Annotated in this window: 18 protein-coding genes and 2 CRISPR repeat arrays (1 of these 20 running past the window's edge); of the genes, 4 read left to right on the plus strand and 14 right to left on the minus strand. The window is 69.9% G+C overall.

The window, feature by feature from the left end; translation table 11 throughout:
* Nucleotides 1-239: direct repeats of the CRISPR family, unit length 29 nt; unit sequence GTCCGCTCCGCCCGCGCGGAGCTGAACCG; it begins 278 nt to the left of the window's first position.
* A gap of 868 nt (nucleotides 240-1,107) precedes the next feature.
* From cas3 to ABZW32_RS14845, 3 genes are all read left to right on the plus strand, one after another.
* Entirely contained in the window at nucleotides 1,108-3,885 is a 2,778-nt protein-coding gene (cas3, locus tag ABZW32_RS14835) for a CRISPR-associated helicase Cas3' (protein ID WP_356215480.1), read from the plus strand.
* A gap of 102 nt (nucleotides 3,886-3,987) precedes the next feature.
* A CRISPR array of direct repeats spans nucleotides 3,988-4,260; the repeat unit is 29 nt; unit sequence GTCCGCTCCGCCCGCGCGGAGCTGCACCG.
* 680 nt (nucleotides 4,261-4,940) lie between these two features.
* Entirely contained in the window at nucleotides 4,941-5,240 is a 300-nt protein-coding gene (locus ABZW32_RS14840; protein ID WP_356215482.1) for a hypothetical protein, read from the plus strand.
* Between the two features lie 96 nt (nucleotides 5,241-5,336).
* Nucleotides 5,337-5,531, plus strand: coding sequence for a hypothetical protein (locus ABZW32_RS14845; protein ID WP_356215484.1), 195 nt, complete (start codon nucleotides 5,337-5,339; stop codon nucleotides 5,529-5,531).
* Between the two features lie 215 nt (nucleotides 5,532-5,746).
* Here ABZW32_RS14845 and ABZW32_RS14850 read toward each other — a convergent pair whose 3' ends face one another.
* The gene (locus ABZW32_RS14850) at nucleotides 5,747-6,136 is read right to left on the minus strand and encodes a hypothetical protein (RefSeq protein ID WP_356215486.1); all 390 of its coding nucleotides are present in this window, start codon (nucleotides 6,134-6,136) and stop codon (nucleotides 5,747-5,749) included.
* 147 nt (nucleotides 6,137-6,283) lie between these two features.
* On the opposite strand from ABZW32_RS14850, the gene ABZW32_RS14855 reads away from it, so the two are divergent.
* Nucleotides 6,284-7,597, plus strand: coding sequence for a hypothetical protein (locus tag ABZW32_RS14855; RefSeq protein ID WP_356215487.1), 1,314 nt, complete (start codon nucleotides 6,284-6,286; stop codon nucleotides 7,595-7,597).
* Between the two features lie 191 nt (nucleotides 7,598-7,788).
* On the opposite strand, the gene ABZW32_RS14860 is transcribed toward ABZW32_RS14855, so the two are convergent.
* The 13 genes from ABZW32_RS14860 to ABZW32_RS14920 all read right to left on the minus strand — a co-directional run bounded on the left by ABZW32_RS14860 (nucleotide 7,789) and on the right by ABZW32_RS14920 (nucleotide 21,781).
* On the minus strand, nucleotides 7,789-8,022 hold the full coding sequence (locus ABZW32_RS14860; RefSeq protein WP_356215489.1) for a hypothetical protein: 234 nt from the start codon (nucleotides 8,020-8,022) through the stop codon (nucleotides 7,789-7,791).
* A gap of 150 nt (nucleotides 8,023-8,172) precedes the next feature.
* On the minus strand, nucleotides 8,173-9,768 hold the full coding sequence (locus ABZW32_RS14865; RefSeq protein ID WP_356215491.1) for an ISL3 family transposase: 1,596 nt from the start codon (nucleotides 9,766-9,768) through the stop codon (nucleotides 8,173-8,175).
* Between the two features lie 204 nt (nucleotides 9,769-9,972).
* Nucleotides 9,973-10,272, minus strand: a complete 300-nt coding sequence (locus tag ABZW32_RS14870) for a hypothetical protein (protein WP_356215493.1) — start codon at nucleotides 10,270-10,272, stop codon at nucleotides 9,973-9,975.
* 759 nt (nucleotides 10,273-11,031) lie between these two features.
* Nucleotides 11,032-12,102 carry an integrase gene (locus ABZW32_RS14875; RefSeq protein WP_356215495.1) on the minus strand — a complete coding sequence of 357 codons (1,071 nt, stop codon included), beginning with the start codon at nucleotides 12,100-12,102 and terminating at the stop codon, nucleotides 11,032-11,034.
* Complete coding sequence (locus ABZW32_RS14880; RefSeq protein WP_356215496.1) at nucleotides 12,099-13,232, minus strand: serine/arginine repetitive matrix protein 1; 1,134 nt, start codon at nucleotides 13,230-13,232, stop codon at nucleotides 12,099-12,101. Before ABZW32_RS14880 ends, ABZW32_RS14875 begins: the two co-directional genes overlap by 4 nt.
* A gap of 631 nt (nucleotides 13,233-13,863) precedes the next feature.
* On the minus strand, nucleotides 13,864-16,221 hold the full coding sequence (locus ABZW32_RS14885) for an amidohydrolase family protein (RefSeq protein WP_356215498.1): 2,358 nt from the start codon (nucleotides 16,219-16,221) through the stop codon (nucleotides 13,864-13,866).
* 199 nt (nucleotides 16,222-16,420) lie between these two features.
* The gene (locus tag ABZW32_RS14890) at nucleotides 16,421-17,227 is read right to left on the minus strand and encodes a phosphotransferase (protein WP_356215500.1); all 807 of its coding nucleotides are present in this window, start codon (nucleotides 17,225-17,227) and stop codon (nucleotides 16,421-16,423) included.
* Between the two features lie 207 nt (nucleotides 17,228-17,434).
* Nucleotides 17,435-18,652, minus strand: coding sequence for a tetratricopeptide repeat protein (locus tag ABZW32_RS14895; protein WP_356215501.1), 1,218 nt, complete (start codon nucleotides 18,650-18,652; stop codon nucleotides 17,435-17,437).
* Nucleotides 18,653-18,731: 79 nt separating this feature from the next.
* A complete protein-coding gene (locus tag ABZW32_RS14900; RefSeq protein ID WP_356215503.1) occupies nucleotides 18,732-19,658 on the minus strand; it encodes a hypothetical protein in 927 nt (308 codons plus the stop codon).
* 117 nt (nucleotides 19,659-19,775) lie between these two features.
* Entirely contained in the window at nucleotides 19,776-19,937 is a 162-nt protein-coding gene (locus ABZW32_RS14905; protein WP_356215505.1) for a hypothetical protein, read from the minus strand.
* 100 nt (nucleotides 19,938-20,037) lie between these two features.
* Nucleotides 20,038-20,271 (minus strand): hypothetical protein, encoded by a 234-nt coding sequence (locus ABZW32_RS14910; RefSeq protein ID WP_356215507.1) that lies wholly within the window; start codon nucleotides 20,269-20,271, stop codon nucleotides 20,038-20,040.
* Nucleotides 20,268-20,432 (minus strand): hypothetical protein, encoded by a 165-nt coding sequence (locus ABZW32_RS14915; RefSeq protein ID WP_356215509.1) that lies wholly within the window; start codon nucleotides 20,430-20,432, stop codon nucleotides 20,268-20,270. Before ABZW32_RS14915 ends, ABZW32_RS14910 begins: the two co-directional genes overlap by 4 nt.
* A gap of 167 nt (nucleotides 20,433-20,599) precedes the next feature.
* The gene (locus tag ABZW32_RS14920) at nucleotides 20,600-21,781 is read right to left on the minus strand and encodes a helix-turn-helix transcriptional regulator (protein ID WP_356215511.1); all 1,182 of its coding nucleotides are present in this window, start codon (nucleotides 21,779-21,781) and stop codon (nucleotides 20,600-20,602) included.
* Between the last annotated feature and the right edge of the window lie 3 nt (nucleotides 21,782-21,784).

Raw genomic sequence — 21,784 nt, forward strand, 5'->3', positions numbered from 1 at the left:
CGACATGGGCCACACCGCGCCCGCCGAGTCCGCTCCGTCCGCGCGGAGCTGAACCGTTCCTGGCCAGGAAGTCTCCCAGCACGTAGGAGTCCGCTCCGCCCGCGCGGAGCTGAACCGGAGTGCCCGACCTTCGCGACGCGCTCTTTGAAGTCCGCTCCGCCCGCGCGGAGCTGCGCCGCCGTGCATCGAGGTGCCGTGCCCCACAGGTTGGTCCGCTCGGCCCACGCCGAGCCGTACAAGCCCAGAGCGGGCGAGTACACCACGCCACCGTTCTCGCCCCGCCGACGCGGAGCCGCGCTGCGCGGTACGGTGGCGTCCACCGCTTGCGCAGCGGCCCGCTCTGCCCGCGCAGAGCTGCACCATGGCGCGCTGCGATGCAGGTCTTACTTGCCCCGGACGCTCCGCCCACGCGGAGCTGCACCGTCGGAGACAGTGGCGGATACGGTGTGCGGCGCCTCTGCTCCGCCTGCGCGGAGCTGCACCGCGAGACGAGATGTGGCTGGCCACCCGGGCACTGCTCGTTCCGCCCGCGCGGAACTGCACCGAGGGACACGGTGGCGGATACGGTGTGCGGTGCTCCTGCTCTGCCTGCGCGGAGCCGCACCGGCACCCCCAGTGTGTCTGCCCCGCCTACGCCGGGCTGGACCGATCTGCTGCCGCCGGAGGGTGGTCAGGTTCAGGCACGCTCCGCCCACGCAGAGCTGGACCGCACCACAACGGCGTCATCAACCGCAACGGGGCACCCGCTCCACCCACGTGGAGCTGCACCATACGCCTAGAGCTACACCGGGCACTGCTTGTGGCCCGCTCTGCCCACGCAGAGCTGGACCGTACCTGTACGAGTTCCCGCTGTGCCCGAAAGGCCTGCTCCGCCTACGCGGAGCTGCACCGCAGAACGGCGTCTCCTTGAAGAGGTCGCCATAGACCGCTCCGCCCACGCGGAGCTGCGCCGACGGGGTACGTCGACGGCTGATGTCCGCCGGCTTCCGCTCTGCCCGCGCAGAGCTGCACCGTCGGGGGTGGCCGGCCAGATGACCCCGCCACGACCTGCTCCGCCTACGCGGAGCCCCCGCCATGTACTGAGTGATGATGAGGAGGAGTTCGGTGATGCGTCTCCATCCCCTGCTGTGGGGAAAGGACCGGGGCCTCAAGCGTCCGTACCCGGTCGGCTGCCACGCCGTGGACACGGCCGTGATGATGGAGGTGCTGTGGGAGCGGTACCTCACCGGCCGGCAGCGCGGGATGCTCGCCACCGGCTGGGGCCTGACCGAGTCGGAGACGCGACTGCTGCTGGTCTGGCTCGGGTTCCTCCACGACCTCGCGAAGATCAGCCCCGTCTTCCAGCGTCAGGCACCCCACGCGGACCTGCTGTCCGGCACCGACGGGTTTCCGACCAGCGGCGAGCCGACGCCGTACCACGACCACGGGGTGCACATGGCGCTCCCCGAGATGCTGCACCGCGTGTACGGGCTGCCGCTCGACGGCCGGCCTGCCCGGCTCGTCGCCGAGCAGCTGGGGCAGATCCTCGGCGGCCACCACGGCCGCTACGGTGAACCGCTCAGCCACCAGGACGGCTCCCTCACGTGTCCGATCGTCGCGGCCCCGGGGCTCGGCGCGGAACGCTGGGACGAGCAGCGCGAGGCGATGGTCCGCCTTGTGGGCGAGCTGTTCGGTGTGCCGGTGTGGCCGGCCCGCAGGGCGGCTGCGCCGATCGCCGCGGTGACCACCGGGCTCGTCTCGCTCGCGGACTGGCTGGCGTCCCAGATTTGGTGGCTGAAGGCCCGGCAGCGGCAGCACCGCAAGTCCCGCTGGACGGAAGGGGACTATGCGGCGCACCTTTCGATGGCGCGCCGGGCCGGGGCCCGGGTCCTGGCCCGTGCGCAGCTGATCCCGCCGTCGTGGAGGCAGGCCCGGACGTTCGGGGCGATGTTCCCGGACCTGGCCGGGGTCGAGCCGTACCCGTTGCAGGCCAGCATCGAGCAAGAGTTCCCGGCCCTGGTGGACGGGCCCGGGATGCTTCTGGTGACCGCCGCCCCGGGCGACGGGAAGACGGAGATCGCCCTGTTCGCCGAGCGGGTCCTCGGCCGGGCCGCGCAGACGAGCGGGCTGGCGATGCTCCTGCCGACGATGGCGACGACCGACGCCATGCACCGCCGCCTCGTACGGCACGCCGGACACAACTGCCGGGGCAAGACGCCCGTCGCCCGGCTCCACGCCCTGGCCTGGCTCGACGCCGAGTACACCCCGGAAGACCTGACCCCCAGCCTCGACCACCCCGCCCTGGTTGCCGACTGGCTCCGCGGCCCCCACCGCGGCCTTCTCACCGGCATCGCCGTCGGCACCTGGGACCAGGCCGTGCGTGCCGTGCTGCCCCACAAGTACATGACGATGCGCTGGCTCGGCCTGTCCGGGAAGACCGTGATCATCGACGAGGCCCACGCCTACGACGCCCACGGCCACCAGCTGACCGTCACGCTCCTGGAATGGCTCGGCCACCTCGGCGTTCCCGTCGTCGTCCTGTCCGCGACCCTGACCAGCACGATCGCGTCCAGCCTCCTCAACGCGTACCGGCGCGGCGCCGGACACGACGAACTCGACACCCTCACCCCCACCTACCCGGGCTGGACGTACACCGACCACGCGACCGGCACCACCACGACCCGTGGCCCGTTCCCCTCGCCGCGCGCCCATCGCCTCGACGTCCGCACCCATAGCTACACCCCCAGCCATCCCTCCGCCGGTTCCCCCGAGCGGACCCGCCACCTCCTGGACATCCTCCAGCCCCTCCACACCAACCCCGACACCCCCGGGGCCGCGCTGATTGTCTGCAACACCGTCGCCGACGCCCACGCCACCGAAACCGCGCTGAACGACGAGTACAAGGACACCGCCACCCTCGTACGGATCCTTCACGCTCGCATGCCCGTCCACCAACGCCACGGCGTCACCCGCCGCCTCGAACGCTGGACCGGCCCCACCCGCCCCGCCCGCCAGCACCACGACGGCACCTGGACCCCCGCAACCGGCAAACGCCCCGACCGGCCCCTGATCGTCATCACCACCCAAGTCGCCGAGCAATCCCTCGACGTCGACTTCGATCTCGTCATCAGCGACCTCGCCCCCCTCGCCCTCCTCGCCCAACGCGCCGGCCGCGGCCACCGCCACCGCCGGCCCCGCCCCCCGTACGCCACCCACCCCACTCTCCACGTCCTGACCCCCATCACCAGGAAGGGCGAGCCCACCGTCCCCCAGCACTGGGGCTCCGTCTACGACCCCAGCCTCCTACGCCGCACCCACGAGCACCTCGCCACCCTTACCGGCGCCGTCGCCATCCCCGAAGAACTCCAACACCACGTCGACGCCGTCTACAGCGACACCTACACCGCCCTCGACGACACCCGCCGCCAAGCCGACGAGAACGCCAAGCAAGCCCTCGCCGACCTCGTCGCCATCCGCCAGCACCGCACCAGCACCAACCTCCACCCGCTCACGAACTCCACCTACGGCAGCGAACTCCTCACCACCCGCCTCGGCGACCCCAGCATCCGTGTCCTCCCCGTCTGGACCGACACCAACGGCACTCACTGGCTCCACCCCACCCACCGCACGCCACGCACCCGCGTCCCACAACGGATCAAGCCCACCGACCGGCAGACAATCCGTCGACTCATGCGCCGCACCATCCCCATCAACCAGCGGTGGATCTCCACAGGCCAACCCGGCACCCTCACCCCCGACCCCGCCACCAGCATCCCGACGGGCTGGACCAAGACCCCAGCCCTCCGCGACACCGCTCTCTTGCCCCATCACCCCACCGCCAGCGCCTACACCAACAACAGCAGGACCACCTACCTCGACAGACGCACCGGACTCACCCGGGACTGACCAGCCATCAACCCGCCCCCGGCACAGTCAGCTCACCCGCGAGCCCACCCCAAGCAGTGCAAAGGATTTGCAAAGCCCTCAGGAAGTCCCAGATCGCGAAGGGTCCGCTCCGCCCGCGCGGAGCTGCACCGTCTCCACGTTCCTCCGGCGTCCTCTGCGGTCCGTCCGCTCCGCCCGCGCGGAGCTGCACCGCGGTTTGGGAGCGGACCAGGGACCTGGGCCAGGTCCGCTCCGCCCGCGCGGAGCTGCACCGGCAAGACCGCTGACCCCGACGGAACCGAGGAGGTCCGCTCCGCCCGCGCGGAGCTGCACCGCCAGGAGGGCCGAGTGATGGGCCTGTTCGGGCGTCCGCTCCGCCCGCGCGGAGCTGCACCGGCCGGGTTCACGCCCTGGAAGAGTCCAGGGCGCGGGCCCGGGCCGAGAAGGCTGGCCTCGCCCACCTCCCGCGCCAGGCCACGGCAGCCGCGCCCCAGCTCCTGGGCCGCACCGCCTGAACAGCACGGCCCAGGTTCCGCGCTGGCGGGTAGGCACGCGGCCAGCCGTACAAGCGCGTCAGGTGGTTGTCGGAGTTCGCGGGAAGGCCCGTGCCCGGCGCGGACCTCCCCGCGGGTATCTCAGTCCTCTTCGATACCGGCGTGGCCGAGTCGCGTCACCCTCACCCGGTCCCACTCGAGCAACCGCTCGACGCCGACCGATCCACTGCGTCGCACGCTGCCGGGATCCCTGTACGCCTCGTCCCGCCCGGCCTCGCCCGGGCGCCGACCGCCTGTCCGCCCTGCCCGCTCCTGCCAGCCCCATTAATGCGGGCCGGGGCCCGCGCTACCAGGATCCCCAGTACGTGAGGCCGCTCATCGGGACGACAGGCGTTCAGCTGCTGGACGTCGTGGACGAAGTGCTGCACAGCGGCCTCGCGACCCGTTCAGCAGTAGAGAGGCTCAGCGAGCTCCTCGACGACGCCGGGTCGGCTTACCGGGTCAACGAGGAGCAGGACGCGTTGGAGATACGGGTCGCCCCGGTCGTCCGTGACGCGGTACGCCAGACCCTCCATCAAAGCGGTGGAGTCCGCAGCCCACGCCGTCGTACAGCCGAACAACGCGAAGGCCACCCTCGGAACGATGCTGGGCGAGCTCAGGCAGGCGCGGCACAAATTCACCACCGCGATCCCCAGCCCTGCCGACGACTCGATCGCCCCGGTCGAGGTAATGATGCGGGCGCTCTGGGAGGGCCAGACCTCCCGCCACGGAGCCCAGAGCGGAACCATGCCGGAATCGCTTGAGGCCGCACGGGCCGGAGTCCACCTGTCCTCCGCCCTCGTCCAGTGGTTCGTATCCGGGGCGGTCGTCCGCAACCCCTAACAGGGATCCGGGCACACAATGCCTGGCCGGTCGACTGCTTTGTCTGGCACAGGCACCCCGTCGTGACGACCGAGCCGGTCTCGCGTTGTTCTGGGCATGGACGACGAGTTGCTGGATGTGCTCCTGGACGGGGTCACCGAGCCGCGCCTGAAGTTGATCAGTGAGGACGAAGCGAGGGCCTTGATGGTCCTCCTCGGAGTACTCGACGATGCCGAGCAGCCCGAGGAGGTACGTCATGCCGCCGGGGAGATGCGCTTTCGCATCGGGTCCCGCCTGGCCGTACCCGTGTAGGAGAGGTCTCCTTCGCCGTACCGAAAAGGACGGGATCGTAGGGCGGCGCCGAGGCAGCCCGCGGCGAGGCCCAGGAGCGCATCGTGGTCAGTCTGTGATCAGGGGGCCAGTGGCGTCGTCAATGACGGTGACCCTGGCCCTGCCCCGCTTCCGGCAGCGAGCTCTACTCGAAGGCGGATGGACCTTCGCTGGCGGCGCGGGCATCACGACCTATTTCATCGGCGCTCGCGGAGGCCGATCTCCTCGGGGGTGAGCGGGTCGTCGGGCCGGCGGATACGTACGGGCTTGGGCCGCAGCGGCAGGCCGTCGTGGGCCGCGGCTTCCTCGGCTTCCGCGAGGGCCCGGTACAGCGAGGCGACCGACGGGGACCTGCCCACGTTCTTCCCGGTCTTGATGGTCAGCTTCTTCGCGATCTCGGGGACGGGGACGCCCTTGTCCTTGAGCGCGACGGAGAAGGTGAGCATGTCGTCGTCGATGACCTTCGGGCGTCCGCCGTGGTTGCCCTTGGACGCGGCGATGACCTGGCCTTCGAGGGTCTTCTCCCGGATGTAGTTGCGCTCGATCTGCCCGGCGACGGCGAGGATGGCGAAGAACATGGCGCCCATGCCGTTGGGGTCGTAGATGCCGGTGAGGGGGCCGGTGAGGAGTTCGGGCCGCGAAGACGTGGAAGACGAGCCTGCCGCCGGACGTGGTGGAACTGGATTTTCCCGAGACTGGGTTCCGGGCCGCGTGGTGAGGAGCATGATGACCATATGCCTCTCACGAGCCACGCAGAGTTACCCGATCCTGAAGTCGCCCGCCAGGAGATCAGGGATGCATTTTCGGAGCTGGGCCCGGTCCTTGCGAAGCAGGCACGCGCCCATGCCGAGGCCGTACGCCGGTTCCTGGAGCGAAGAGAGCTCCGGGGTACCGAGGGGCGTGAGGAAGCGCTGCGCCTCCTCATGGACATCGCCGATCAGACCACCGGGTCCAGGTCGTCCTGGCAGCTGAGGGTGGGTCTCGCCCTCAGAGGGTCCTTTGACACTGTCACTGGCTCCGTCGGTATCTATGAAGCAATCAATCCGGTTGGTGGCGAGGTGTACACGCTGCGCCACTACATGGAGGGGGGACCGGCGTCCCGGCATCAGCAACAGGTATGGACCAACAAAATGAGGGCGCTCCTCGCCGACCTTCACCCACGGCTCATCACCCTGGCGAACAGCCTGGCGAGATCCTTTCCAGCGCCCCTGCTCCCGGTGCGGCATCCGCCCAAGTTCGCCCGCCTCCAGGAGGGCGCATTCGTGGAGGAAGTTACCGAGAAACTCGCCGCATGCATCGACGAGGGGCTCCGCCTTTACGCATCGGCTCGAAGGAGTGGCTGGCCAGGCCCACAACGAGAGAAGGGGCCCAATGGTCGATGGGATCTTGTGTTCGACGGGCGCTTCCCGACCGTACTGAGCTCCTTTCAGCAGTATGAGGTTTTTGGGGGCTACACCGATGCTATAGAGGGGTTCGAGAACATCGGCGCGCTGGAATTCCAAGAGGGCGGCTTGTGGGATCCGCAGGCATTCCCGGAGGATCGAGCGATCGCCGACAGGATCGTTCGACGGGTCTACTGCGGCTATGCCGCGATCGCGGTCAACTACCTTGCGGAGGTGCAGGAACTCATGCCCAGGTACTTGGGGCTGTCCGAGCAGGGGAAACGACGCGATGGGGTGACCATCTACGGCAATGTCGGCGCGCTCAACAGCGAAGTGAACAACAGCAACCTGTCCGTGGCCGACACGATCAACAGCATCGGCAGGACCATCGAGGCCGTCGCCGACCACGGGCACGCGGATATCGCAGCCGCCATCCGCGCCCTGACCGAGGCCGTCCAACAAGCCTCGGAGCTCGCCGAGGACCAGCGCGCCGCACTCCTCGACAGTGTCGCCGACGTTGCCGACGCGGCGGTCGCTCCGGACGAACCCCGCAGGCTCAACCGTGCCAGAAACGCCATGGCTGCGATCACCGCCGCCGCCGGGACGTCATCCCAACTCGCTCAGGCCGTCGACGCCTGGCACCAGATCGGCGGCCATCTCTTTTGAGTAACCGGCGGCGCCGCCCTGTGGCAGGAGTTCCTGGAGATCACCGATGTAGCCGCCCTGGAGGCCGATCCTTAGGCCGCCGCGGACGCGTACACGTTCACCGCGTTCCATACCGCGCAGCAGGCCATCGGCGAGTACCAGGACACCGCCCTGGCGCCCACGCCGGGGTCGGCCCGCGTCGAGGTCGGCGGCTAAGACGTGGCGGCGGGCTCCGCTTCATCGCCTGCGTCCCGCAGGGCGTCTTCCAGGTCGTCCAGGGTGGTCTCGGCGGGGGTGCCGATGGCCTGTAGGGCGAGGATGCTGGTTCCGCAGTAGGAGGTCAGGGCGAGCAGGAGGTCGAGGAAGCGGGCCTGGTCCTGCGCGAGGGTGCGCCCCATCACCTCCACGCCCTGGCCGTGGAGCATGCCCCGGATCGTCTCGGTCATGAGCTTGTGCACCTCGTCGTCGCCGGCCTGCTCCAGGCCGTCGAGGAACTCCTCAAGCGTCTTCTCTCCCCGTGAGGCGACCTCCGCGCTGAGGCCGAGCGCTGCTGATGGGGATCTTTGAAAACGGCTCTGACCGGAGTTCCGTGAATCTCATGGTCGGGTGAGGATGCGTGTGCGGAGGAGGGCGAAGGAGGCCCGCCCGTACATGGCTCTTTTGAGGGTTTTCACGCGGTTGACGTGGCCTTCGACGACGCCTGAGTTCCAGTGCAGGGTTAATCCGGCGGTGACGGCGTCGAGGTCGCCGCGGAGGAAGCCGGCGAAGCCGCTGACGGGCTTGGGTCCGTCCTGCTCGGCCTGGCGGATCCATTCGGTCAGCAGGAAGCCGCGCCGGTTGCGGAGAAGTTCGGCGAAGGCTCTGGCCAGGTCACAGGCTCGGGCGATGTCCGGGCAGGCGAGCCGGACGTCCAGCAGCCGGCGGGCGAGGTCGGGTGGGAGGGTGTCCTGCGGTCGCATGATCCAGCCGGTGATCTTGCGGGGGCTGGGGATGTCGGCTCGGACGGGTTCGGCGTTGCCGGCGCGGAGGGCGGCGAGGTGTTTGCGGACGACCTGGCGGCTTCCTTGGTAGCCGCGTTCGCGGATCTCCAGGAAGAGGCGGTTGCCGCTGACCTGGCCGAGGCTTTCGGTGAAGCGGGTGTTCAAGTACGGCTTGAAGGGTTCCAGCACTCCGGCGGGACGGCGCTCGTTGGCGGAGGCCAGGAGCTGGTCGAGGTCGGTGTCGCGGAACCGTCGGACGGTCTTGCGGTCGAGGTGGAGCCGACGGGCGATGGCGCTGATGGTCCAGCCCGCCGCGACGAGTTTGTGGACGTCGGCGTGGCGGTGGCGGGTCCGTTCGATGATCTGGGTCCTCGGCAGTTCGTGCAGCGGGAGCTGCATCAGCGGAGGCGCTTCGGATATGCGGGCGGTCTCCTCATCGGCGCGTTTACGCAGGCAGACGCGGTGCTGGTGGCAGGTCTTCTCCACTGCGGCAGCGAGGTTCTGCAGCAGGTGCCAACGGTCGGCTACTTCCACCGCACCCGGGGCGGCTTCCTTGATGGCCCGGGTGTAGGCCGTGGCCCGGTCCCGGCAGATGATCTCGGCGCCGGGGTGCTCTCGCAGCCAGGCGGCGAATGTCTCCGAGGTGCGGTCGGGCAGGACGTCCACCACGCGGCCAGCTTCGACGTCGACCAGGAGGGTTCCGTAGGTGCGGCCCTTGCGGAAGGCGAACTCGTCAACGCCCAAGACCCTCGGGGCTCGTTCCGGCACCGGAGGAGGGTCCAGGAGCTCCAGCAGACGCGTGCGTCCGCCGACGAGATGCATGCGGCGGCACAGCCGCTCGCCGGCCCGGCCGCCGAGCTCGACCGCTACCTGCCGCAGCCAGCCCTTCAGCCCGAGGCTGGAGCGGCGGTATCGCTCGCTCAGCCCACTGACCTGCTCGACGAACGTCCGTCGGCGGCACCTGGGCCGGTCGCAGAAGAATCGACGGACCCGCAGTCTGACCAGCAGCTCCTTCCCAGCCAGGGGCCGCTCGGCAAGGGTCCGTTCATAGGAGGAGTGGACCCTCCGCGCTCTGGCACGGCACCCCGGGCATCGGGGCGGCGGGCCGCATGCGGCCGCCACCACGACCAAGACCTCCGCGGTGAACTCCACCGCTTCCAGGCGAACATCGATGTCCGGGAACAGCACATCATCCAGCGAGCAGACCCCCATCAGCCAGACATGCCCAGCCGAAACGTTCCCGCACGCAGGCCCTGACCTGGGAAATCACGGAACTCCGGTCAGAGCCTGAAAACGGCCGCTGCCGCTCTTCGCCTCACTCTGTTGTTGGTTGAACAGTGTGAGGAGGGTGGGGATCGGCGAGCATGCGTGGGCCCCGCCGACCGTCAGGTCGGCGGGGCCCGGTGATCGTGAACCTCAGCTCGTGGTCAATTGATCAGATCGCACTTCGAACTCGACGCGTCCGTCGAGTGATTCGAGTCCCCAAGGCGCGACAGAGATCGTAAGTGTGTCTGTGGCGGTGTTCAGGATGTCGCAGAGGATGCCGACCTCGACGGGATAGGCGGAGTCGGGGGTCAGGTCCTCGCCGGTGAAGATGGGCCACTTGTCGACGAAGGCCCATTGCTGCTGGTGGGCGTCGGTGAAGCGGATTTCGACCAGGCCGGGCTGGGGTTCGTCATCGACCCATCGGACCGCTTTGCAACGAAGGAAAACCATGGGCAGAGCCTGCCATCACGGCCTGTGGTCGGCAGCTGGATTTCCGGACTGCCGACCCATCGGTCTGGCTGTCATGGAGCCCTGCGGAGTGGGACGGCATCGGGAAGGCCGGTCGGCATCGACGGTCGGGCGGCTTCCGGTGTCGCCAGGAGAGCGACGATGGTGACGGGCTGCTGGCAGTGCGGGCAGTTGCGGGTGGCGGTGGGTTCGAGCGGGTCCCTTTCGGGTCCCTGTCGCGAGGCTCGTGCCGCAGACTTGGCCGGTGGGAGATCAGCGAGGGGCGGGGTGGCAGCTGGAGCCGGCCGTGATGCTCCTCCGAGCCGACGGGCCCGGTCGTCATCCCTGGCTTGGTCCCGTTGGCGTTCGGCGTCCTTGCGGCAGGCGGGGGAACAGTAGATTTGGCGGACTGTCCTGAGCGAATCGAAGGTGCCGTCGCAGACGGGGCAGATGCGTGTCTCGCGGGCTTCCTTGCTGGTGCGGGAGGTGATGCGGCACTCCTCCGAGCAGTAGATCCGTCGGAGGGCGGCGGTCGATCCGGGCCCGAGGCCGCACCGCCTCGGCGGTCGGCTGCGCGTCCTGGTCGTCGACGGCGATGCCCAGGCGCCAGCGGGCACCACTGGTGGCGGCCGCCACGGCGGCGAGGGCCTGCGCCAGTTCCGGAACACGAGCGCGCCGCCGGGTAGCTGCCCGCCGCACGACTCAGCCCCGGTCGGACCCGTTGGGTCTAATGGGTCCGACCGGGTCTGATCTGCGCTTCCGTCAGGCGAGGCCAGCGGAGGCGTTGTCGTCCCAGCCATCGTCGCGCTGCATGTAGCCGAGCATCGAGCGGGAGTGGCGGGCCCAGCCGCCCTGGTCGGCGATGGCGATGCCGTCCTTGCCCTTGCGGCGGCCGACGGAGGCCAGGCCGATGCGCAGGGAGTGCCCGGTCCAGGCGATCGGCACCCCGGCCCGGGTGGAGATCCGCTTGATGGCGCGGGTGACGGAGTCGGGGACCATGCCGCCGGTGACGTGGCCCCACTGGTCGATACCGACGAACGCTGGCGTCGACGGGTCGACCCACCGAGGGCCGTGCTCGGCGACCAGACGGGTGCGGTACGCGGTGTACGCGCGCACCGGGCAGATCTCGACCTCGTCGGCGTAGCGGATCTTCGCGTTGCGCACCGAGTGCTTGGTCTTGCCGGTGAGCACGGCGACGACCAGGCCGCGCGGGTGCAGGGTGACGTCGCCGGTCAGCAGTCCGGCCGGGTCCTGGGAGCGGCTGGCGTAGTGGAAGCCGGTGAGGGTGAGCGCCTTGTCCCGGTCGCCCGCGAGGGTGTCGGGGCAGGCGCGGGCGATGGCCCGCAGGCCGTCGATGTCGCCGCCGACGGCCTGTCCGCGGCCGCGCCGCTCCCCGGCCTGCAGGAGCTTGACCGCCAGGCCCTCCAGCGCGGCGCGGGCCTCGGCCTGGTCGTCACCGGAGACCGTCACGCCGCGCTGGCGCAGCCCGACGACGGCGGCCGCCAGGTGGGTGCCGGCGGAGCTCGGGGCGTACCCCTTCCCGTTCTGCTGGCCTTCGCGCAGCATCCAGGTCACGAACGCGACCAGGGCGCCGCGCGAACCCTCCGATTCGGGCAGGCGGCTCACGGCGCAGAACCGCTTCCACACCCGCCAGCTCTTGGTGTAGGTATCGAGGGTGTTGTCCGGGGTGATTTCGGCGGCCACCGCGTCGGCCAGGTCCTCGGCCTCGGCCAGGCGGCGGGCAGCATCGACGCCGTGGCGTTCGGCCCACCGCTCGATGAGCGCCAGTCGTTCGGCCGGGGCTGGGGTCGGGAGTTCGATCTCGGTGGTCACCCGACCTCCCCGTTGAACCCGTAGTCCTCGGGGTCCTCGTAGTGCGGCTCGTCCTCGGGCTCCCACGAGTCTTCGCATGAACTGCACCATGGCGAGGCGCCCACGCCCGAGATGTCGATCTGTCGCCCGCAGCCCTCACAGGGTGCGACCTTCTGGATGATGCGTGAGCAGGCGAAGCAGAAGTAGACGGGCTCCGCTTCGCTGCGTACCCGAACGTCGGTACCGAGCGCCTGCTGGTCGCACTGGGGGCAGACGTTGGCATCCGACGGCCTGTCGTGCATGTCCCATGACCCGGGGACCCAGCGGTCGAGCAGGACATCGAGGGCGAAGACGCCGGAGCAGAATCGGCAGGTGGAAAAGACTCCCTCGTCGGCCGGCAGGGTTGGAGGATCCTCATCCAGGACCAGTGTCACCTTCTCGCAGGCGGGGCACTCGACGGTGACATTCTCAACGCGCTCGTCGCGCAGCTCGCCGCCGATCCGGTTCATCCGCTTCTCCACGTAGGAGTTGATGTTGCCCAGCCCCTCGCGGAGAGTCCCGAGACTGCGCTTCGTCTCGTGTTGCTCCTCGGGTCCGAGGTAGGGCATCAGCTGGGTATCGGCGAAGCGGATGAGGAAGTCGAGCACCTCGCCGGCACGCGCCTCGACCGCAAGGGCGTTCTGGGTGAGGCCGAAGTGCTGGAGTTTGTTGCGGTCTTCGGTCAGCTTCTTGAGGGCCTTCACCTCCTTGTCGGAGATGGGGACGCCGACGATGTTCCGAAGCCGGGTGACCGCCTGGTCGGGCGTGACGCTCTTGAGCGTGGCTTCGTCCAGCTCCTTGCGGGTGGCGTCGCCGGGGTTGGTGAAGACGAGGGTCCAGTGTTCGGCGAGCAGGCGGGCCTTGAACAGGAGCTCGACCGCGGCCTGAAGGTGGAGGACGGCGTACTTCACCTCCCGGGGCGTCACCTCGGACTCGGTCTCGTCCAGGTGCTCGACGACGCTGGCCAGGTAGTCGAGCCCGTTGCGGACCGGTGGGAAGTCGAGCTGCGGCGGGGCCGAGGTCCGCGGCCGGGCCGCCGTCCGTTCCATCCGCAGGTCCTGGACGCCCCAGACCGCCGTCGCGGCCACGCGCAACAGCTCGGCATCGTTCATCAGTGCGGTTCCCCCTCCAATTCAACCGACGTCCGTTTCACCCTTGTTGTCGCGTCGGATAAGGGGAGGTTATCCGACGCGACCCCGTCCGCCGCTACCGTTTCGCCATGACCACGACGCCCCGCCCGCGCTTCTCCGTCCGCACCGGCCTCGCTGCGGCGAACCACGACGGACCGTTCGAGGGAGTGCCCGAGCACCTTCTTGAATCGCTGCAGTTCTGGGTGCGCGACGAACTGACCTATACCGGCTCTCCGGATGTGGGCGCGGCACAGACCGTCTGCCTACGACTGCGTATCCGCCCGACCCCCGTCCACAGCAACTTCCGGGTGGTGCCGCCCAACTACATCGCTCCGCTGGCGGCCTCGACCGATACCCAACTGCTGGACGTTGTCGACGCACTCCTGGCCGTTCGAGTCGAGACCGAGGACGTCAACCCCGCGTCCATGGCCATACTCAGTCGCATGCTGGACGACGCCGGTTCCGCCTACCGGGTCACGGAGGCATTCGACGGGCTGGAGGAGCGGGTCACCCCGGCGGTGCGCGACGCCGTCCGGCACACCATCGCCGATGCAGCGGCTGCCCCTGGCGCAGGTTCTGCCGCCGACCACCTCGCAGCTGCATGGCAGGCGGCCTACGGGCGCAGCCCGGATCCAGTACGTGCGTACAGCGAGTCCATCAAGGCGGTGGAGTCCGCGGCGCACGCCGTCATCCAGCCGAACAACGCGAAGGCCACCCTCGGCACGATGCTGGGGGAGTTCAAGCAGGCGCGGCACAAGTTCACCACCGCGCTCCCCAGCCCGGCCGGCGACCCGGTCGCCCCGGTGGAGGCGATGATGCGCGCGCTGTGGGAGGGGCAGACCTCGCGGCACGGAGCCCAGAACGGCACCGTGCCCGAGCCCCTGGAAGCGGCCCGGGCCGGGGTACACCTGGCCGCCGCCCTGGTGCAGTGGTTCGTCTCGGGAGCAGTGATCCGCACACCCTGATCGCCTGACGGTGTTCCGTGAGACCACCATGTGCCGAGGAGGCCGTCCTTGAAGCGCCACCTACGGCCCCGGACTGTTTCAGGAGGGTGCTTCAGGTATCCCGGCATTTGCAACGCCTCATGAAACATGGGTGCCGCAGGTGGGCTGCCAGGCGGAGAGGTGTTCCAGGAGCGACCACGAAGGACGGAAGCTGACCGCGACCCAGGTGGCCGCCCGACAGCCCTGAAGAGCGACGCCCGGCGGCTGCAGCCGCCGGGCGTGGTGGGGCAGCAGCGTGCCGGTTTCAGCAGGAGCAGCCCCACTGCGGGGTGGGTGCGGTCTGGGGGGGGTCGGGAGGCCATGCCGGTGGGTGCGGCGGGCGGATGCACGGTGGTGCCGGCCTTGATGGTCTCGATCACCTTGATGTCGCGGATCTCCTCCGGGTCGACCGTCAGCGGGTTCGCGCTGAGGATGACCAGGTCCGCGACCTTGCCAACCTCGATACTGCCCTTGCGGTCCTGCTCGCCGTACTGGTGGGCGGCGTTGATGGTGATCGCGCGAACCGCCTCCAGGGCGGAGACCCGCTGGTCGGGGCCAAGGACGTGGCCGCTGCGGGTGCGGCGGGTCACCTGGCTGGACAGCACGGCGATCGCGTTCGGCAGCGCCACCGGCGCATCGTGGTGCGAGGTGTAGCGCAAGCCCCTGTCGATTGCCCACCGGGCAGGGGAGATGCTCTCCGCCCGCTGCTCGCCGAGGACGGTCTCGCGGTACCAGTCGCCCCAGTAGTAGGTGTGCATCGAGAAGAAGGACGGCAGGACTCCCAGCCGAGCAAACGCGTCGACCTGCTCCTCGCGGGCGGTCTGCGCGTGGATCGCCACGGTCGGCCGCCGGCCCGGCCCCGCGGCCTCGACCCCCTTGAGGAACTGGTCGATCGCCGCGTCGCCGTTGACGTGCGCCAGAACCTGCCAGCCCCGCTCGACCGCCGTACCGATCTGCTTGGCCACCACCGCGTCATCCGGCACCGCCGGGTACCCGCAGTAGTCCTCGGGCTTTCCGGGCGGCGGCGTCAGATACGGCTCGGTGAGCCACGCGGTGCGCCCCTGCGGCGAGCCGTCCAGGACCAGCTTCACGCCGGCCGCGCGGACACCGTCCACGTACTCGTCGCTCACCCCGATCGGGTCGTCGAGCGGGGACGAGGTCGCCTCGTCGGCCTTCACGTACGCGACCACGTCGACCGGGAGCGGCACGGCGGCGGCCGTGTCCCGCAGCGCCTTGAGGTTGGCGAGGGTGGTGCCGCCCTCCTGCACGGTGGTGAAGCCGAAGCTCGCCGCCGTGGCCGCGCCCGTCGCGAACAGCATCAGCAGCACCCGCTGCGGCAGCCCCACGAACGCCAGGTCCGAGGCCGGGGTGAACGCCTTCTCCTCCAGCACGCCGTCGGGTTCGCCGTACGAGGGCGGGACGGCGAGTTCCCGCCGCCGAATCACCCCTCCCTCAGGGTCGGGTGTGGCGGCCGAGTAGCGAAGCCGCTTCAGGCCGAGGCTGTTGACGGCGCCGAGGTGGAAGGACTGGTGGATGGCGAGCACCGGGCGGTCCGTGGACACCTCGTCGAGGTCGTCGCGGGTGGGGTGCCGGCCCTCGGCGAGCATCGCGTCGTCGTACCCGAAGCCGATGATCCAATCGGAGTCCGCACCCACCGGGCCCGCAGCCCAGGAGCGCAGCTTGTCCTTCAGAGAGGCCAGATCGGTGACGTCGCCGTCCGGGTCGGCAAGCAGGTTGGCGATAACGGCCTGCAAGCCGATGCCTCCGAGGTGTCCGTGCGCGTCGATGAACCCGGGCAGCAGGGCGCTCCCCCCGAGGTCCCGCACGACGGTTCGCGGGCCACGCCAGCCTTCCAGCACCTCCCGCTCGGGGCCGACGAAGGCGATGGTGCCGTCCTTGACGGCCACCGCTTCGCCCCGTTCGTCGCCATGCTCAGCGAGCCTGACGATGTCGCCGCCATGGAGGATGAGGTCGGCCTGCTCGGCCATGCTGCTCCCCGTTCGGTAGAAAGATGGTGAAACCGGCCCAGAGCCTAGAAGCAACGTGGGCAAACCATGCCGAGAACGGTCAGACTTCACCGGAACGGGGCAGCGCGGGTCCGAGAGACGGCCAGCGGAGGCTGCCCCGAATCTGGCCGCTCCCGCTACCCTGCGGGTCACCTCGATGCGTAGAGATGGACGGGCGCGGCTACAGGTGGGCCACGTGCTCGCGGACGGGGTCGGCGAGCTCGGCGTAGAAGTCGACGCGGTCCTGGGCCTGGAGGACCTGAGCGCAGACGGTGAGCAGGCCGGTGCGGGCCTCGGGCCGGTCCAGGACGGGGGCCAACTGGGCCCGGATGCGGGCGGCCGTCTCGGGGGTCAGCAGGGCGTAGACGTACAGGGTGGCCGCGTCGTATCCGTACGGGGCGCGGCCCCATCCTTCCCAGTCCAGGATGTGCGGGCCGCGGGTGATGTTGCCGTAGTGGAGGTCGCCGTGGGCGGTGCTCCAGGTGACTTCGTCGACCTGGTGGCCGGTGAACTGGGGGATGACGCGGCGCAGGTACTCCTCGCGTACGGCCTCGCGGTCCGCCGGAGGTGGCACGTCGGCGAGGGCGTCCAGGGCCGCCGTCATCTCCTTCCACCAGGTCTCGGGCAGGCCCGGGTCCGCGTCGAGGACGGGGCGCGGGGAGACCGTCGGGTCGGGGGCGAGGGCGTACAGCTCGGCCCGGTAGGCGTAGCCGTCGGTGGTCCAGTCCTGGATGCGGAACAGGTCGGGGCGCGGCACCGAGGCGGGGAGGGCGCGGGAGGTGGATGGGCCGTTCCACAGCGTGCCGCCCTCGGTGCCAGCCTCGGCGCAGACCACGCGCAGCCAGTGCGGGCCAGCGGCCGCCGAGAGGGTGCGGCCCCGGTACCCCCACACCCGGCGGCCGGTGGCGCGCAGGCCGAACTGGTCGGCAGCGTGCTGCTGGGCGGCCAGCATCCGGTCGACGGTGGCGGGGGCGGGGGCGTCGAACATGGCGGTCCTACCTGTGGGAGACGGCGGCCGCGTCCTTGGATACCAGCTCGGTGGCGAGCGCCGCGACCTGTTGAGGCCGGAGCGCTCGGCCAGATCACCGGAGGTGAGGCGGGCGCCGGAGGCAGTGGGCGGCCACAGCCATCTTTGCAAGGACGGGGACGGGCGAAGGCCTGGTCAAGGGGGCGTCTCCTGGAGGGGATGCTGTCCTCAGAGCGGGACCGGTGGGAGGTGGGCGACCGTACGCGAAGCCTGATCCCGCGCGCGGAAGCCGAAGCTGACGAGAATGACGCTCTCTCCGGCGCCGAGGGGCGTCCGGCCGTGCGGCGTGAGCGCTCCATCGAACACGACGCAGTCTCCTGGTGCGAGATCGCATTCGCGGTAGCCGTCGGCGTCGATGAAGACGGTGCAGCTCACAGCGGGGGCCGCGGCGAGGCGTTCGTGCTTGAGGCACAGGATCAGGTTGGCCTCCCCGAAGCCGAATTCGTCAACGTGGAAGTCGAGGAACTGCCCCTCCTCCAGGTAGGCGATGTAGACGCCGTTGTGAGGGTGCTCGACCTCCAGTCCGGTGGACCGCTCTACGACGGCGGCGAGATCGACTTGTCCCGCGAATCGGTTCGCCGCCTCGCCGACGGCCGCGTTCCACTTGCCGTTGTGCAGGTAGCCGTCAGCGGCCAGGGACTTCTCGGCCTCCTCCGCCATGCCGGCGAGCAGTTCGGCGGGGAACGACTGGTCACGCAGGTGGCGGGGTGGTACCCGCTCGTGCGCGGTGAGGTCGCGTACGGCGTCCCGGAGAGCGGGAAACCCTTCCTCCCACCCGGCCGACGTCCGGGCCGTGGTGCGGGACTGGAGCCAGGAAGTCCATTGCCTGCTCCACCGTGGCGGTCCTTTCCCGCCGTCCGCTGATGCGGGTGTGCCAGCGCTCGCGCGGCTCATCAGCAGTTCCACGCGGTCGACCGCGGCCTGGGTGGATTCGATCAGCCCGGCATCGCCCTTGGCGGTCCGCAGTCGCAGGGCTTCCTGTAGGTGGGCGCGGGCCGGGACGAGGCTGCCCTGCTCCATGAGGTGCTTGCCGAGGTGCTGGAGGGCGAAGTCGACAAGTTCCGGGTGCCGGCCTCGGGCGCCGTCCAAGGCACTGCGGTAGAGCACGTCAGCGTTCTCCGCCTCACCGGCGTAGCGGTACGCGTCGGCGAGGTTGAGTTCGGTGGCGATGACGGCCTGGGTGTTGCCGCTGGAGGTGGCCAGGTCGAGCGCTCGGCGCAGGTACACGCGTGCGTCGGGGTAATCACCCAGGCTTAGCAGGCCGATGCCGGTCCACCGGGCCAGGACGCGTGCCCGTGCGGCATCCGTGCCTTCGGGAAGCGCCTGGAGTTCTTCGCGGAGGTTCTGCACGGCGGTGGTCAACTGGTCGTGGTCGGTGGGGACCATGCGCAAGTCCTCACCGTGTGTGATGAGGTGCTGGAGCACTCGTCTCTCCCTCGTTCGGTTCCCGGTCTGGTCGCTGAGGCTAGAGCTGGTCGGTCTGGTTGCGCAGGTCGGCCAGCAGTTCCCTGCCGTGCACGGTGAAGTGCTCCCCCAGGAGTTCGAGCCGGCCCATGAGGTAGCGGACGGCCGGCATGCCCTCGTCGTAGGCAGCCTGGAAGTGCGCGCGCTCGCCCGCGGTCAGGTCGTCGCGGTCGAGTTCGGTCCGGCGGAACCGCAGGAGCTGGTTGTAGACGCACGTCGCGTGGAAGGCGCGGTCCACCTCCCAGAACTGGTTGCGGGCCACCCCCTGCGCAGCACGCCACGCGATCTCGATCTTGGGGGAGGTCTTGGAGGAGTACCCGTCGGCGAAGACCTGGTGCTGGAGGACGTGGAAGCTGACCGACTGGTGGACCGCCTCGTGCAGGAGGTTCTCCGCGAGGAAGAGGTGTGACGGCTCCGGGCTGACGGTGTTCGGCGGGATGTGGTGCCGCGCCTTCTCGGAGAACACGATGACGTACGGGAGCGCGGGGTCGCTGGAGCTGGTCAGGGACGGGGCGCGGACGCCGGGCTTGAGCCCCACCCACAGCAGCCCCCGGACAAACTCCGCGATGCGGGCGAAGCCCTCGGGGTGGGCTGTGGCCAGCCGCTCCAGCGCCTGGGTCAGCGCCACGCGACGCCCGTCCGTGTGCGGGGCGATCTCGTAGTCCGCCAGGCTGATCTCGCGGGCGATCTGTTCGGGCAGCTCGGCGTCGAACCAGGTGAAACGGGTTCCGGCCACGTCCACGCTGTCGCTGCTCAGGGTGCGGGCGTGCTCGGCGTACGGGATGCCGGACTTCACGAGGCGCTCCATCAGGGCGAACGGGAGAGCCTGCTCGGCGTCGTCCTCGCGCAGACGGGTCAGTGCCGGGTCGTTCCGGCTGAGGTCGAAGAAGGAGCCGGGCTCTACTCGGGTGGTGATGGTGGCGTGCACGGTGGGCCTCCTTGGCTGGAATATGGGTCTTCCGGATGAGAAGGCGGGCCAGCCCGGACACTCGTCCCGAGCCGACCCGCCATGCCGTCAACTAATCGGCGTCAGTGCAGCGCCAGGTCAGACCGCGGGCGTCTCCGATTCGAAGACGCCGTCGGGGACGGAGTGGTCCAGGCGGCGGGTCAGGGACTCGACGGCGGGCGTCTCCGGCTCGAAGACGCCGTCCGGAACCGAGTGGTCCAGTCGCCGCGTCAGGTTGTTGACCTGGGTGGTGTCGGACATGGTGGTGCTCCTCTCGATGGTGTGCGAGTGGTGCAGGGGGGGTGCATCCCGTCCCGGGCGGTGCTGCAGGTAGTGCGGGGCGGGAAGCTGTGTGGCCGCTCTAACGCTCCTCTGCGGGGCGGGCGACCTCCGGGGCGACGATCCATTCCCTGCCGCCGCCCTCGGGCCTGAGGAACACGGCGTTCTTGATGAAGCGGCGGGTGGCCGGGTCCTCGAAGTCGGCGATGGCCTGGACGACGGCTTCGCGGTCGCGGCCGGGGTCGTAGACGCGGGCGCCCTCGAACAGCCATGCGGGGAGTGCCTGGTGGGAGGCGGGGCGGGGGGCGTCGATCATGTCTCGTCCCCGGGCTGGCTCCCGCTGCTGCGCATGAATTTCTCCCAGCCGCCGGCGACCCGAAGGAGTAGGTCACGGCTCGGCAATCCGGGCAGCGGATCGGGGATCGCGGTCTTGCGTCCGCTGACGCCGGGGGTACGGCGCGGGAGGGGCTCGGTCATGGAGCGCTCCTCGCTCTGGAGGGGGAGCAGCCGGTCCCGAAGGGGGGACGACGGGGACCGGCTACCTGCTGGCTCTCCAGGGTGATCGCGTCGTCGCAGGGAGTGAAGAGCGCGGGCGTAGCACTACCGGGATCCGTGCAGGGATGGAGTGCGACGGGGCGTAGCAGTTACGCGAGGGTGGCCCCGATGATCTTTGCGATCTTCCGGGAGCGGGAGGTGGTGGCGTAGCCAGCGCGCTGGGCGATGACGCCGGGGAGGGTCTGGTGGCGCACCCATTCCGGGTGCTCCTTGCACACCGTCAGCAAGGTGTCCAGGCAGGTGTCGTACTGCTGGGTGTCGCACTGGGCGAGGGCGATGTCGAGCTGGAGGCGGTTCTGTGCGGCCTGGTGCAGTGAGGACCAGTCGTGCACCTGCGTGGCGAGGTTCAGGGCCTTTGCGGCCTTGCCGGTGGACACGGCGATACCGACGGCCTGGGCGGTGACGGCGGCGGGGCCGAACGCGGTGCCGTTGACCATGACGTCACGCCCCAGCCGGGTGGCTACGGCGAAGCCCTGGGACAGCAGATCCTCGGCGGCGACGGTATCTCCCTGACGGGCTGCGACGACGGCCGCGAAGGTGACGTGCCACCCGTAGGTTGCAAGGAGTACGGGATCGCGGTCGCTGTAGGCCGGTTCGATGCTGGTGTAGGAGATGTCCGCGGTGCGCTCGGCGTCATCGAGTCGGGCATCTCGCAGGTAGACCCACGAGCGCCCCGAAGCCACGGAGGCTTCCCGCACCGGATCGCCTCCCTGCCGGGCCTGGTCGGCGGCGTGGCCGATGGCGGCGTACGCGAGATCGCGGACTCCGAACTGGTTGGCGACGTAGGCGGCCAGGCGGTAGGCGTCGGCGAGAGCTCCGCGTGCGGTCATGCGGCGGTCTTCGGCGGCGTCCGCGAGGGCCGTTGCCGCTTCCCTGACGCAGGATGCGGCGAACTGCCCGGCCACCCCGATACGCCCGGCCCGGTAGGCGTCCCATCCCGCCGCGAGATCACCCGTGAAGTCGACGGGTTCCCTGTCGGTGCCGATCCCCGCCGCGGTGTCGTGGACCGTGCGCGACAGCTCGCGCAGGGTGGTCCGGTCGTCCGCGAGCATCGCCCTGCGGGGGGCCTGCTGGCCGACGATCACGGAGATGTCGGCGCCCAGGGCGTGGGCGAGCCGCAGGAGGGTGGGCAGGGAGATCTGCCCCCGGTCCTGCTCGGCCTTTCGGACCGTGGCGATGGACAGGCCCGCGTTCTCGGCGAGTTCTTCCTGAGTGACGGCTCCGCGCAGCAGCTTGATTCGCTGACCGGTGGTGTGCTCGTTCCACTTCATGGC

The sequence above is a fragment of the Streptomyces sp. NPDC004667 genome, assembly GCF_040609475.1.
In the GTDB taxonomy this organism is placed as follows: domain Bacteria; phylum Actinomycetota; class Actinomycetes; order Streptomycetales; family Streptomycetaceae; genus Streptomyces.